10 protein-coding genes and 1 pseudogene are annotated in these 13,496 nt (G+C 62.1%); 10 read left to right on the plus strand and 1 reads right to left on the minus strand.

Going from position 1 to position 13,496, the window contains the following annotated elements:
• Window positions 1-4: 4 nt before the first annotated feature.
• From MUB46_RS22480 to MUB46_RS22490, 3 genes are read left to right on the plus strand one after another with little or no spacing between them, the layout of a single operon-like run.
• Window positions 5-895 (plus strand): branched-chain amino acid ABC transporter permease, encoded by an 891-nt coding sequence (locus MUB46_RS22480; protein WP_261618218.1) that lies wholly within the window; start codon window positions 5-7, stop codon window positions 893-895.
• Window positions 896-909: 14 nt separating this feature from the next.
• Window positions 910-1,929 (plus strand): branched-chain amino acid ABC transporter permease, encoded by a 1,020-nt coding sequence (locus tag MUB46_RS22485; RefSeq protein ID WP_261618219.1) that lies wholly within the window; start codon window positions 910-912, stop codon window positions 1,927-1,929.
• A 46-nt stretch (window positions 1,930-1,975) separates the two neighbouring features.
• On the plus strand, window positions 1,976-2,656 hold the full coding sequence (locus MUB46_RS22490) for a cysteine hydrolase family protein (RefSeq protein ID WP_261618220.1): 681 nt from the start codon (window positions 1,976-1,978) through the stop codon (window positions 2,654-2,656).
• A gap of 72 nt (window positions 2,657-2,728) precedes the next feature.
• Here the strand turns inward: MUB46_RS22490 and MUB46_RS22495 are convergent, their stop codons facing one another.
• Window positions 2,729-4,048, minus strand: coding sequence for a glutamine synthetase family protein (locus MUB46_RS22495; protein ID WP_261618221.1), 1,320 nt, complete (start codon window positions 4,046-4,048; stop codon window positions 2,729-2,731).
• Between the two features lie 277 nt (window positions 4,049-4,325).
• Between MUB46_RS22495 and MUB46_RS22500 the strand changes: the two genes are divergently transcribed.
• From MUB46_RS22500 to MUB46_RS22530, 7 genes and pseudogenes are all read left to right on the plus strand, one after another.
• A complete protein-coding gene (locus MUB46_RS22500; RefSeq protein ID WP_261618222.1) occupies window positions 4,326-4,541 on the plus strand; it encodes a hypothetical protein in 216 nt (71 codons plus the stop codon).
• Between the two features lie 250 nt (window positions 4,542-4,791).
• Window positions 4,792-5,493, plus strand: coding sequence for a GntR family transcriptional regulator (locus MUB46_RS22505; protein WP_261618223.1), 702 nt, complete (start codon window positions 4,792-4,794; stop codon window positions 5,491-5,493).
• Between the two features lie 557 nt (window positions 5,494-6,050).
• A complete protein-coding gene (locus MUB46_RS22510; RefSeq protein WP_261618224.1) occupies window positions 6,051-7,742 on the plus strand; it encodes a thiamine pyrophosphate-dependent enzyme in 1,692 nt (563 codons plus the stop codon).
• Window position 7,743: 1 nt separating this feature from the next.
• Window positions 7,744-8,880, plus strand: coding sequence for a pyridoxal phosphate-dependent aminotransferase (locus tag MUB46_RS22515; RefSeq protein WP_261618225.1), 1,137 nt, complete (start codon window positions 7,744-7,746; stop codon window positions 8,878-8,880).
• Window positions 8,881-8,903: 23 nt separating this feature from the next.
• Entirely contained in the window at window positions 8,904-9,863 is a 960-nt protein-coding gene (locus MUB46_RS22520; RefSeq protein ID WP_261618226.1) for a TAXI family TRAP transporter solute-binding subunit, read from the plus strand.
• Between the two features lie 166 nt (window positions 9,864-10,029).
• A pseudogene (locus tag MUB46_RS22525) lies at window positions 10,030-11,814 on the plus strand (TRAP transporter permease); the annotation flags it as partial.
• A 113-nt stretch (window positions 11,815-11,927) separates the two neighbouring features.
• On the plus strand, window positions 11,928-13,493 hold the full coding sequence (locus tag MUB46_RS22530) for a sulfatase family protein (RefSeq protein ID WP_261618227.1): 1,566 nt from the start codon (window positions 11,928-11,930) through the stop codon (window positions 13,491-13,493).
• The last annotated feature ends 3 nt before the right edge of the window (window positions 13,494-13,496 follow it).

Genomic DNA, 13,496 nt, shown 5'->3' on the forward strand with positions numbered 1-13,496 from the left:
CGCCGTGGCGGTCTATGTACAGTTCCTGATCGACGTGCTGAGCCTTGGCAGCCTCTATGCGCTGATGGCGCTCGGTTTGGTCATCGTCTACGGCATCCTCAAACTGGTGAACTTCGCCTATGGCGAACTCATCATGGTCGCCGGATATTCGTTGTTCCTGCTCGGCGGCACGCCGCTTCCCTGGCTGGTCATGGCGGCGGTCGCCGTGCTGATGGCCATCGGAGCCGGCATCGCCACCGAGTACGCCGCCTTCCGCCCGGTGCGCTCCAAATCGGTGACGGCGGTGCTCATCACCTCCTTCGCTTTCTCCACCTTGCTGCAGAACGCGGCGCTGCTGTTCATCTCGCCGCGCGCCCGCACCGTGCCGCTCCCTGACATCTTCTCCGATACCGTGGTGTTGTTCGGCGCGATCATTCCGCTGCGCAACATCCTCACCATCGTTGCCGCCGCGATCATGCTGGCGATCTTTTCCTTCATCATGAAGAAGACTGTTCTGGGTCTGGCAATGCGCGCCGCCGCCACCAAGTTCACCATGGCGCGGATGCTGGGCATCCCGGCCAATCTGGTTATCACCTCGGCCTTCGCGCTGAGCGGCCTGTTGGCTGGCGTGGTCTCCCTGTTCTGGCTTGGCCGCATCGGCTCGGTCGTGCCGGGCATCGGTCTGGAGCCGCTGCTCGTCGCCTTCATCGCTACCGTCATCGGCGGCATGCGCAGTCTGCAGGGCGCAGTGTTCGGCGGATTCCTGCTGGCGCTGATCGTCACAACCTTCAACTATTTGCTCCCGCCCGAGCTTCTCAAGTTCCGGGATGCTTTCACCTTCTCGCTCGTCATCCTGATCCTGCTGTGGCGTCCCGACGGGCTAATCCAAGGGCCGGCGACCGGCCAGCGCACCTGACAGTCAGCAAGACAATGAACAACAGCAAGCTGATCACCTTCGTTGCGATCGTCATTCCGGTCCTCGCCGTCATGCTGGCCGCGCGCTTCCTGGGCTTCCCGGTGTTCGAACGCATTGTCACCCTTCTCTTCATCAACATGATCCTGGTGCTTGGGCTTCAGGCGTTCATGGGCAATTCGGGTATCCTGTCTTTCGCCCACATAGCCTTCATGGGCATCGGCGCTTACACATCGTCGCTGTTCACCATCCCGTTGCAGATGCGCGGCATGGTGCTGCCCGATCTTTATCCGGTGCTGAAGCCGATCCTGCTCAGCCCCTATGCCGCGATCGCGGTGGGGGCGGTGGCGGCCATGCTGGTCGCGGCGCTGGTGGCCTATCCGCTGATGCGGCTTTCCGATGCCGCAGCCGTCATTACCTCCTTCGCGCTTCTGGTGGTCATGCACACCATCATGGTCAACTGGAGCGAGGTGACCAATGGTCCGCGCACCCTGTTCGGCGTGCCGAAGGCCACCACGATCTATCTTGCTGCCGCCGGCGCGATACTGGCCGCATTGATAGCGCTGTATTTCAAGGAATCGCGGACCGGCCTTCTGCTGCGGGCCGTGCGCGACGACGAGGTCGCGGCCGGCGCCATGGGAGCGAACCTGTCTCTCCTGCGCTGGAAGGGCTTCGTGCTCAGCGCTCTGTTGGCCGGCTTCGCCGGCGGGCTGTGGGCACATTTCATCACCTCCTACCAGCCGTCGGCCTTCTACCTGAAGGAAACCTTCGTCATCCTCGGCATGCTGGTCATTGGCGGCGCGGGGACGGTATCGGGCGCGGTGCTCGGCACCTTCGTCGTTACCTTCGCCTTCGAGGCACTGCGCGCCACCGAAAACGCGCTCAACAGCTCGTCCGTGTTCCCCTGGCAGCTCGTCGGCCTGACCGAGATCGTGCTGGCGCTGGCCATGATCGCCGTGCTGGCGCTACGGCCAGGCGGGCTGATCGAGGCCGAGGAGTTCGGCGCCACCTGGCGGAAATTGCGACGCCGCGGCTGAGACGCCGGCTCACCGGTTTCAACCACCCGTTCATTTGGAGACTGTCATGAACTGGAAGACGAACTATCGCTCGTTCTACTATCAGGGAGCCCCGGAGCCGGAAGACATCGTCCTCGACCCGACCGAAACCGCGCTGCTGGTGGTCGATGTGCAGAGCACCTATCTCGTGCCCTCGGAGGATCCGGTTCAGCGCGACCGCTGGGAGCCGTTCCGGGCGCGCATGAACGACGTCGTCATCCCCAACATCGCCAAGCTGGTCGAGGCCAGCCGCGAGCAGGGCGTGGAGGTGATGTTTGCCCGCATAGCCTGCATGAAGAACGACGGCCGCGACCGCTCGCTGAGCCAGAAGAAGCCAGGCTGGAACTATCTGCTGCTGCCCAAGGACAGCGAGGAATCGAAGATCGTCCCCGAGCTGGAACCGCAAGGCGACGAGATCGTATTCTGCAAGACGACCGACAGCGCGCTGACCGGCACCAACATGCGCCTTATCCTGCAGAACATGGGCGTGAAGAACGTGATCGTCGTCGGCATCTTCACCGACCAGTGCGTTGCGTCCACGGTGCGCAGCCTTGCTGACGAGAGCTTCAACGTCGTGGTCGTGGAAGACTGCTGTGCGGCCGCCACCAAGCAGTTGCACGACAACGAGCTGGAGATCATCAACATGATCTACTGCCATGTCGCCTCCTCGCAGGAGACGCTGGACTTCCTTGAAGCCGCAAAGGGCTGATGCCCCGCAAAGCTCAGTCAACGCAAAGCTCAGTCAACGCCCGCCCGCTCGAGCACCGGGCGGGCGGTTCGTTCAGTAAAGCGCGCGGTAGGTTTCAAGTAGATCATCTTTGTCGAAGCCTTCGCCGATTTCCGCTTCCGTACGTTTGACGGCAAGAAACGTGTCGAACAGCGGGCGCGGGAACCATTCACCCACCGTCGCATCGGCCTCCAACTGTGCAAGCGCCTGCGACAGGCTTGTCGGCAGCCGCTTCAGCCCATGATATTGACGCTCCGCCTCCGAAAGCTCTTCCGGATTGGCCGAGGCCAGCGGCGGTAGTTCATAGCTGTTTCTCAACCCTTCGAGTCCGGCGCGGATAAGGGCGGCAAGCGCCAGATAGGGATTGGCGGTGGCATCCGCGGCCCGGAACTCGATGTTGAGCTGGTCGGCTGGCGCGGACTTCATGGCGAGGACCGGACAGACACGCAGCGTTGCTTCGCGGTCCTGATCGGCAAGCCATGTATAGGACGCGCTCCAGCTATAGGGCTTCAGTCGCTCAAAAGAGGCAGGGCTGGAAGCGGTGAAGGCGGTGAGTGCCGGCAGGTGGCGCAGGATGCCGGCGCAGAAGCGCGTTGCTTCCGGTGATAATCCTGCTGGCCCGTCCGCGTCATAGGTCAGCGCATGTCCTTCGGAATCCGTCAGGCTGAAATGAATGTGCACGCCGCTGCCCGAATGGCCGGCGTAGGGTTTGGGTGCGAAACTGGCCCTTTGGCCCAAATTGTGCGCCAGCTCCCGGGCGATCTCGCGCACCGCGACGGCCTGATCGGCGGCGGGAATTGGAGCCGAGGGGGCAATGCTGATCTCCAGTTGTCCGGGGCCGAGTTCGGCGAGTATGTTTTCTGGCCGCAATCCGGCTTCGCGCAACCCGGCCACCAGTTGCGGGGCGAATGCGCCGGAGCGCCGCAGGGCTGAAAAGGCTAGCGGGTGATCGGGCGCCTCTTCCGGCCTCAGCAGGTAGAATTCCTGCTCGAAAGATACTTTCAGCCTCAGTCCGGTCTCCGTCTCCAACGCCGCTGCGGCTTGCCGTAGGGCGTTGCGCGGGCAGGCAGCCCACGGACTGCCGTCGATCTCGACAAGATCGCCGATCACCATGTCGAAGGGAATGTCGCCGCCGGTGGCATGGGTCAGAAAGCGTGCACCGAAATCGGGGATCAGGCGCAGGTCGCCTGATGACTTCCAGATGTTGGGATTGGAAAGCCCGCCGAATGCAGTCAGCGACAGGTTCGACTGGATCCAGCCTACCCCGGTCGCCGCGGTGGCATCGATATCAGTCGTTGCGACGAAGCGCCCGCGCGTGACGGCGGCCAGATCAGTGGTGACGATGCCGGTCAGGGGTTCGAGGGTGCCAGACATGTTGCCTCCAACGGGTATGGCTGCGGCGTGGATCCGGCACGAGGGTGGCGGATCGAGGCAACCGACTCCAGCCCGCTTCGACTAGCGTATCCGCGATGGAATCGGAATCGCTTTCAGATGCCCTGTGATGATTCGGATGTCGAGGGGAGGCCTGTGCGGTAGCGATGCAAACTCTCGGCGGGACGCTGCGGCACTGCCGAACCGTGGCCCGGATCAACCTCCGGGCTTTGGGTGGAAGCGCCGGTTCGGGACCAGCGCGAACGACGGGAGCCACCCGATGCCGACGGAAGCGAAATCCAAACGTCTCTCCGACACGCAATTGGCCATCCTGATCGCCGCTGCCGGGCGTGACGATGGCAACGTCCTTCCGACACCGTCCTCGCTGCAAACAAAAGGCGCCGCGCTGAAGCAGGTGCAGGGTACGCAGTTAAAGGCAGGCCCGATCGCTGGCAGCGACGCGCCAAACGGGATAACGAGGTTTAGCGGAATATGATGCGAATGCCTGCGGCCTAGTATGATGATGCCTAGGCGGGCGAGCCGATGGATTGCCCTGTCCTGCAACGGCTTCCTGGAAGAGACGCGCTCCGGTGTGATCGACATCGTCGCGGCCTACAAGGTCGATCGCTTGCCGGATGAGAAGGGAAACATATCAGGCAGTGGACTTCCTGCTATCAAATTCACTTGATATGATCATTCACGGCAGGCATTCGCGCGCATTGAGTTAACCCGGACGAAAGAGGCAGATGACGAACGACGTAGAGGCAAAAGAGCCGACAAAGGCCGACGCAACTCAGGAACGCATGCGTACCGACCTCATCACAGGTCAGCTGAAACCCGGTCTGCAACTCAAGATCCACGAGCTTCAGGAACGCTATTCAGTTAGCCAGACCACGATACGTGAGGTGCTCCCCAAGCTCGTGCACGAGGGACTCGTCACCAGCAGTGCTCGAAAAGGCTACGCCGTGTGCCGCCTTTCGTTGGAGGACCTGGAGGATCTCGCCGCATTGCGGTTGGACCTGGAGCTTCCGGCGTTCGAGACATCGATGAAGCAGGGAGACGTCGATTGGGAGGTTGGCGTCCTGCGCGCACAGCATCTGATGCGGAAGTTCGTCGCCGAGGCGGGCGCAAGCAAGCGAGCGGAACACGCGCATGGCTGGCTGGAGATTCATGCGGGATTTCATTCAGCGCTCATCGCCGGCTGTGGATCGGAGCGGCGGATGCAGTATTGTCGGCAGATATTCACTCAATCGTCGCGATATTTCGTCGTGGCCGCGAAGTACATGCAGTCGAGCGACGTCAATCTCTCAGAGCACCTTGAGTTGGGTGACATCGCCCTCGATCGTGACATCGAGACTGGAAAGGAACGGCTCCGCCAGCATGTCCTGCAAGCGCTCACAAACATGAAGCGTTTCTTCGAAGAGACTGAAAACGGGGTTCCGGGCTAGACCCGTCACACGATCCAGAACACGCCAGCTTCGGCCTTTATGGTCACATAATTTAACATTAATCATACAAAATAAATCAAATGCGAAAGCGCGGTGTGGTCCGTAGCGGGCACGGCGGGTGACCGGCAGGATTGCCGCCGCGTTCCATGTCTCTCGACGGCGACGGTTGGCCGCGGTTTTCCGGTGCGTCTCCGTGCGATTTCCATCCACGACCAACCTGCCAGCCGGCAACAAACATGCGCTGCGAGAAACCGGAGGATGACAAGAACGAAACCTCCCTTTTCGAAGGTGCGTCGCTTCCGCGGGCGTTTGGTCGGTTCGCCTTGCGGGCAGCTCTTATCGGAATGACAGACCGGTCTCATAGCCGGAATAAATCGGCACCGACAGCCCTTCCGAGGGCGCGTGCCCAGACAGTGTCGGGCACGGGGCGATCGCCACGCATTGATCTGGCACGTCTGGCATCCGGCTGAATTGCAAGGACGAAAATTTTTTAATGTGATGATTATCTTTTCATGTTAAGAATATCGCAATTGGAATTGAGTGCAGGTGACTAGGCGATGCGCGGGACTGTTCCGGAGACACGAGCGGAGGCACTTTTTGAAACCGGAGGTCGCTCGATAGCCCGACACCTCATGGAGCATGGCGTTTCCCGCGGTTTCTGCGTTCCCGGTGAGAGCTTTCTCGGCCTGCTCGATGCCCTTGGCGACACGGACGGCGCTTTCGACCTCGTCGTCTGCCGGCACGAAGGTGGCGCCTCGTACATGGCCGAGGCGTACGGTCGGCAAACGAGCAAGCCGGGGCTTTGTCTCGTCACCCGTGGTCCCGGCGCCTGCAACGCGATGATCGGTGTGTCGACGGCTTTTCAGGAAAGCACGCCGATGATCCTGATCATCGGGCATGTGTCGACCGGAACGGCCCAAAGATTCGGGTTCCAGGAAATCGACCCGCGCGCCATGTTCGCCGGCACCTCCAAATGGGTGGGCGTCGTCGAACGGGCAAGCGATATCCCACACATGATCGCCCGCGCGATCCGGATCTCGATATCCGGGCGACCGGGGCCGGTGGTGCTCGCGGTTCCGGACGACGTTCTGGTGGAGCACGTGCCGGTGCAGTTTACACCACCGATCACGCGGCCTGTGATGTGTCCGGCACCGGATGCAATTTCCGGCCTGACCGAGATGCTGGGCCGTGCCAAGACGCCGCTGGTCATTCTCGGCGGCAACGGCTGGGACGCGCGATCCTGTGCCGACGTTGAGGCGTTCGCCGGGCATTTCGACCTGCCCGTCGCAACGACATTCCGCCGCAACGACCTGATCGACAATCGGTCGCGCCACTATGTCGGGTCATTCGGGCCAGTCCCGCATCCCGGACTTATCGAATACGCGAAGACATCGGATCTGGTTATCTTGCTGGGCGGCCGCCTCAGCGAGATCGAAACCGGACGGTATGCCTATCTCTGCGCGCCTGAACCGCACCGGGAGCTGGTTCATGCCGCGCCGTTGGACGACGAGTTCGGCGAAGTTCTCGCCCCGGATCTTGCGATCTCCACCGACGTTGGCCCGCTCGCCGAAGCCCTGGCCGCTATCTCGACCCAGGTCGATATCGTCTGGTCGGGCGCTAGGAAGACACTTCGCGAGACATACGAGGCCTATCGACAGCCTGTCGATTTCGGCGAACGGCCCAACCCGGGCGTCGCAGTGGGGCTTCTTCAGAACGAGCTGCCGGAGGGTACGATTTTCACCGGCGGCGCAGGAAACACCACGCATTTTCTGCTGCGCCATATCGAATACCGCCAGCCGGGTACGCTGCTTGCTCCTCTTTCCGGCCCGATGGGATATGCGGTGCCGGCGGCTATCTCCGCCGCGATGGGGTCGCCTGGCACCGAGGCCTGCGCCTATGTCGGCGATGGCTGCTTTTTCATGAACCCCCAAGAGCTCGTCGTCGCGGTGAAACGGCAGCTGCCGGTCACGGTGGTGATGTTCAACAACGGCATCTACGGCTCCATCCGGATGCACCAGGAACTGACCAAGACCGCGATCGGGGTCGCGACGACTCTGGACAATCCCGACTTCCAGGACCTTGCGAAATCGTTCGGCATCCCGTCGGCCCGCATCACCGCTCCCACCGAAATCGCAAAGACCTATCGCGACCTACGCGCCAAGACGCCCGGACCGATCTTCATCGAGCTGATGACCGATCCCGAGGTGATCAACACCCAGAAAACCATCGACCAGATCAGGGAGGTCTAGGGTGAACGCAGCGGACGCGACATTGAGACTGGACGCTTCGGACTTTCCGAAGGCGCTGGACCATGTGGCCGAGGGGCCCGAGTACACGCCGGGCAAGATGACGTTCGGGGGCGGCCACAAGACGGTCTACAAGCTTTCCAGCAACGAATCCGCGCTGGGGATCGGCCCGGCCGCCGTCGAGGCAATCCTGAAGGGTGCGAAGGAACAGCACCTGTATCCCGATGCGGCGGGTTTGCCGCTGGCCGAAAAGCTCGCCGAGCATCATAAGCTGGATCCGGCGCGGGTGCTGGTCGGTCCTGGATCGGACACGATCATCAGCTGGATCGTCCGCGGCTGGGCCGGGCCAGGTGACGAGGTCGTCTATTCGGCGCACGGCTTTCAGAGCTACAGGATCCGGGCGTTCACGTCCGGGGCCGTCCCCGTCGCGGCGCCGGAATCGGAACTGCATGCCGATGTCGATGCCCTGCTCGCGACGGTGACGCCGCGGACGCGCATCGTTTTCCTGGCCAATCCCAACAATCCGACAGGGACATACCTGCCGGTTTCCGAGATCAGGCGGCTGCGCGCGGACCTGCCCGCCAGCGTGATGCTGGTTCTGGACGAGGCCTATGCCGAGTTCGTCGAGAAGGACGATTACCTGAGTGGCCTCGCCCTGGCCGACGACTGGCCGGAGAACCTGATCGTCACGCGAACGTTCTCGAAGTTCTACAGTCTGGCCGGGCTTCGTGTCGGCTGGGCCTATGCGCCGCGTCGTGCCATGGGGCCGCTGTCGCGCCTGCGCGGACCGTTCAGCGTATCGAAGCTTGGTCTCGACGCCGCCGTCGCGGCATTGGAAGACCAGACGCATTGCCAGGCGGTGCGCGATCACAACGCGCGATGGCGGGACTGGCTTCAAAGAGAAATCCGCGCCCTGGGCTATCAGACAACGGACAGCGTCGGGAATTTCGTGCTGCTCAAGGTGCCCGGCACCGCCGGTGGGGCCCCGGCGTTCGATCAGACGCTGCAGGATCTGGGGTTCGTGGGACGGCTGGCAAATCAGAATGCGCTGCCGGACTGGCTGCGGATCACCGTCGGGAGTGAAGAGGCCAACCAAGCCCTGATCCCGGCACTGAGGAACCTAGTCAACGACTTCACTTAGAGACCAAGCAAGGGGAGGAACCAATGCTTAGAAGATATCTCAAAGGTACGGCCATTGCCGTCACACTTGCCGTCGCGGCGACCGGCGCGTCGGCCCAGACCTTTACGGTCGGGACCACGGAGCAAGGCTCATCCGGCTATGCCATGACCAGCGCGATGGCGAAAGTCACGCTGAAGGAAGCGGGCATTCGTCTGCGGGCGATGCCGCAAGGCGGCCCGGTCGTCACGGCGCCGCTGGTCGCCTCCGGAGACCTCGACTTCTCGATCGCGGTGAGCTTCGTCGCTGCCATGGGACACAAGGGTGTCGAGATGTTCGAGCCTATCGGCCCGCTGGAAGATGTTGTGGTCGTTGCCGCCCTGCGCACGCTGCCGCTCGGCGTCATGGTGCCCAAGGATTCGGACGTGCAGACGCCCGCCGATTTCAAGGGCAAGACCATGCCGTCCGAATTCAACACACAGAGGGTGATGAAGAAGCTGCTGGACGCCGTCTATGAAATCGGCGGCTTCACCTCTGAGGATATCGAACCCTATCCCGCGCCCACCGGCGGTCGGTCGCTTGAAGATATGGTCGCGGGCAAGGTCGCCGGCACGGTCTATACGATGGATTCCGGTGCCGCCCAGCAAGCGCAGGCCCAGATCGGCATCCGCTACATCGACCTGGAGCCGACCGACGAAAACATCGCCATCGTAGCCAAGAACGTGCCAGGCGCACTGATCGGCGAAATCTCGCCTGGTCCCGCATTTCCCGGGGTTGAGGAGCCCGTCCACGTCTTCGTCGCGCCGTTCCTTCTGCTGGGGAACAAGAACACGGACCCTGCCGCCGTCGCCGCCATTCTGGAGGCGCTTTGGGGGAACAAAGACGAGCTGGTCAAGTCCTATGCGGGGTTCGAATCCTTCGATCCTCAGAAGATGTATGCCGATGTCGGTATTCCCTATCACGCGGCCGCTCTGGAATTTTACAAGTCCAAGGGGCTGATCAACTGATCAGCGCGCTGAACTCCCCAAAGACAACAAGCAGCGATGCGGCGCCTCGGGGGCACCCGGGGCGGCGCATTTCCCGGAGATGCGTGAGTCGATGGAACCGAACACAACGGAACTACCGGAAGACGATGCGATACCGGCCAGGCTGATCGGTCTTCCTGCGACCTATATGCTCGGACTGGTCCTGTCAGGCCTGCTGTGCGTGGGCTCGCTGGCTTGGGGGCTTGATGTCTACCGCGAAATTGGCATGTCGTTCATGAACGAGCAGTTCAAGGCCGGCATGCTGGCGCTGGCGATGCCGGCGGTGTTCCTGTTGTTTCGGGCTTCGGGGGCGTCGCAGCCCGCGCCGGCTCCGCCCTACGACCTTGCGATCGCGGCAGCGACAGCAGGGGCAGCCGGATATCTGGCGCTCTATTATCCGTTCATCCTCGACCGGCTATACCAGGCACCGACCGATGCCGTCATTGCCGCGTCTATTCTCATCCTCGGAATTGCGGAAGGCCTGAGGCGAACTGCGGGCCGCACCCTGTTCTTCTTTCTGGTCTTCTTCCTGCTGTTCGGTTTCTACAGTCACTATATGCCGTTCGCCATTCGCGGTGAGCAGACCGATTTTTCCCGCTACGTCGTCTTCCTTGGCATCGACATAAACGGGCTCTTCGGTTTCGCCTTGCACGTGGCGACAACGATGATCGTCGCCTTCCTGCTGTTCGGATTCGTGCTTGAGAAGTCAGGCGGCGCAGCGTTCTTCACCGATTTCTCGAAAGCGCTTGTAGGCAGAAAACGCGGCGGCGCAGCCAAGATCGCCGTTATCGCATCCGGACTGTTCGGTTCGATTTCCGGGAGCGCGGTTTCGAACGTCGTGTCTACCGGCGTCGTAACCATCCCGCTGATGCGAAAGTCGGGATACACGCGCGAGACGGCGGCCGGTGTCGAAGCCGTGGCGTCTACGGGTGGGCAACTCATGCCCCCGCTGATGGGCATCGCAGCCTTCTTGATCGCGGAGACGCTTCAGAAGCCATATGCCGCGGTCGTCGTCGCAGCGATCATCCCTGCGCTCATGTATTTCTGGGCCATTTTCGTTCACGTCGACCTTCTGGCGGTCAAGAACAATATCAAGCCGCTGTCGGGCGCAGATATTCCGCGGCTGCGCTCGCTGTCGTTGAAGGATTTCCTGTTCTTCGTGCCATTCGTCGTGATCGTCTACGGCCTATTCTTTCTCTTCCTGCCTCCGGAAACCGCGGCCATCTATGCGACGGTCTCGATCATCCCGATCGGATTGTTCCTCGGTTACAAAGGGGAGAAGCTGCGAGTCCGTGACACGATCCCACTGCTGATGCGGACCGGAAAGGCCGCGCTCGAGATCCTGATGATCTCGGCGGCGGCGGGGATCATAATCGGCGTACTCAATATCAGCGGCCTGGGCTTTGCCCTTACCCTTGAACTGGCTGTGTTCCTGGGGGATGCGGTCGTGGTGCTGCTGATCGTCGTGGCCATCCTGAGCATCATTCTCGGCATGGGCATGCCGACGGTCGGCGTCTACCTGCTGCTGGCGACGCTGCTTGCTCCCGCGATCGTCGAGGTTGGCATTCCCGATCTGTCCGCGCACCTCTTCGTTTTCTACTTCGGTCTGATGTCGCTGGTCACGCCGCCGGTGGCAATCGCGGCGTTTACCGCGGCGACCGTGGCGCGTGCCGACTCCGTGAAGACGGCAATCGCGGCCGTGCGGGTGGGGTGGGTGGCATACTTCATCCCATTCCTGATCGTCACCTCGCCCGTTTTTATCATGCAGGGCAGCTGGCTTCATATTGGCCTGTCGTTCGTAACCGCGCTTGTGGGCATCTGGTTCGTCACATCGGCCATGGTCGGGTTTGCCAATGCGCAATTGACGCCGGTGTTGCGGCTGGCTTTTGCGTCCAGTGGATTGCTGCTGCTGGTGCCGACGGACATTGGAACGCTATCGATGGCCACCAACGTCGCCGGTCTGGCCCTCGGGTTTTGTCGTACCTCGTTGCCGGACACTCGAGCCCCGCCGCCGAGGATCTTGAGACCGAAGAAAGGTAAATGCAGATGGGACGGCGTCCGAATATCCTGCTGTTCATCACCGACCAGCACCGCGCGGATCATCTCGGCTGCTACGGCAACGGGATCGTCAGAACGCCGAACATCGATGCGCTGGCGGCGCGTGGAAAACGGTACGAGCGGTTCTATGTCGCCAACCCCGTTTGCATGCCGAACCGCGCCTCGCTCATGACTGGCCGGATGCCATCCGGGCATGGCGTCTACTCCAATGGAACCCCCTTGGGCGAGGGATCCCGAACCTTCGTCCAGCGGCTTCGCGAAGAGGGGTATCACACCGCGCTGATCGGCAAATCGCATCTGCAGACGATCACCGGCTGGGAGGCGCCGTTCAAACCGGATCCGTCGCGCTATCGTACCGGCGAGGACGGCTATCCCAGCGAGGCGGAGCTGCCGACCCGGCGCGGGCCGCAGTATCTGAATGAGGATCCGCGGTCCTGGGAAGATCCGGAATTCCGCGTCCGGACGCCGTTCTACGGCTTCGACCACGTCGATGTCGTGACCGGCCACGCCGATGAAGTGGGCGGAGACTATGAGCGCTGGCTGAAAGACCAGCCCGGTGGCTGGAACGACCGGCGCGGACGCAAACACGGCAAGCGCGACGAGCGAATTTCGACACCGCAGGCCTGGCTGACGCAGTTGCCGGAGGAGCTTTACCCGAGCGCCTATATCGGTCAGCAGACAGAGGCCTATCTGGCTGCACGAAAGCTTGGTGACGCCCCGTTCTTCGTGCAGTGCTCCTTCCCGGATCCGCACCATCCCTTCACGCCGCCAGGCCGGTACTGGGACATGTTCGATCCTGACAGCATTCCGTTGCCGAAAGGGTATCGGCACGGCGACATGCCGCTGGAGCGGCATCTCTATCGGCAATTCGCCGGCGGTACGGCGCAGCGCGAAACACAGATGCCATATGCAGCCACGGAGCGGGAGATCCGTGAAGCCATCGCCCTGACCTACGGCATGATTGCGATGATCGACGATCAGATCGGCCGAGTCCTGGCGGCGCTGGAAGAGAGTGGCGAAGCCGACAACACGGTGGTGATCTTCACCACGGATCACGGCGACTACATGGGCGATCGTGGGCTTCTCCTGAAGGGGCCGCACCACTTGCACGGGGTTCTTCGGGTGCCCTTCATCTGGGCGGACCCGGAGGATCCGACGCCGGAGACCATCGACGACCTCGCGCAAACCATCGATATCGGTCCGACGATCCTATCGCGCGCCGATGTCAAGATGGACTACGGCGTGCAGGGGCGCGTTCTAGGGCAAGACCCCGCGCCGGACGCGGTTCTGATCGAAGACAGCCGGCAACGGATCAATCTCGGGTTCGAACGATTTCAGGGCCTGCGGACCCTCATCACGAGAGACCATCGCCTGACGATCGGGGTGCCGGACGCCGGAAACGAACTGATCGACCTGACGAACGATCCGCATGAGCACGAAAATCTATGGGGGCAGCCGCAACGCCTGAAACTCCAGGCGGAGCTGACGGAGAAGCTGGTGGCCAAAATGATCGCGATGCAGGACCCGGTTCCGCTCGCGCCGTTCTACGCCTGAAAG

Source organism: Microbaculum marinisediminis (assembly GCF_025397915.1).
Lineage (GTDB): Bacteria > Pseudomonadota > Alphaproteobacteria > Rhizobiales > Tepidamorphaceae > Microbaculum > Microbaculum marinisediminis.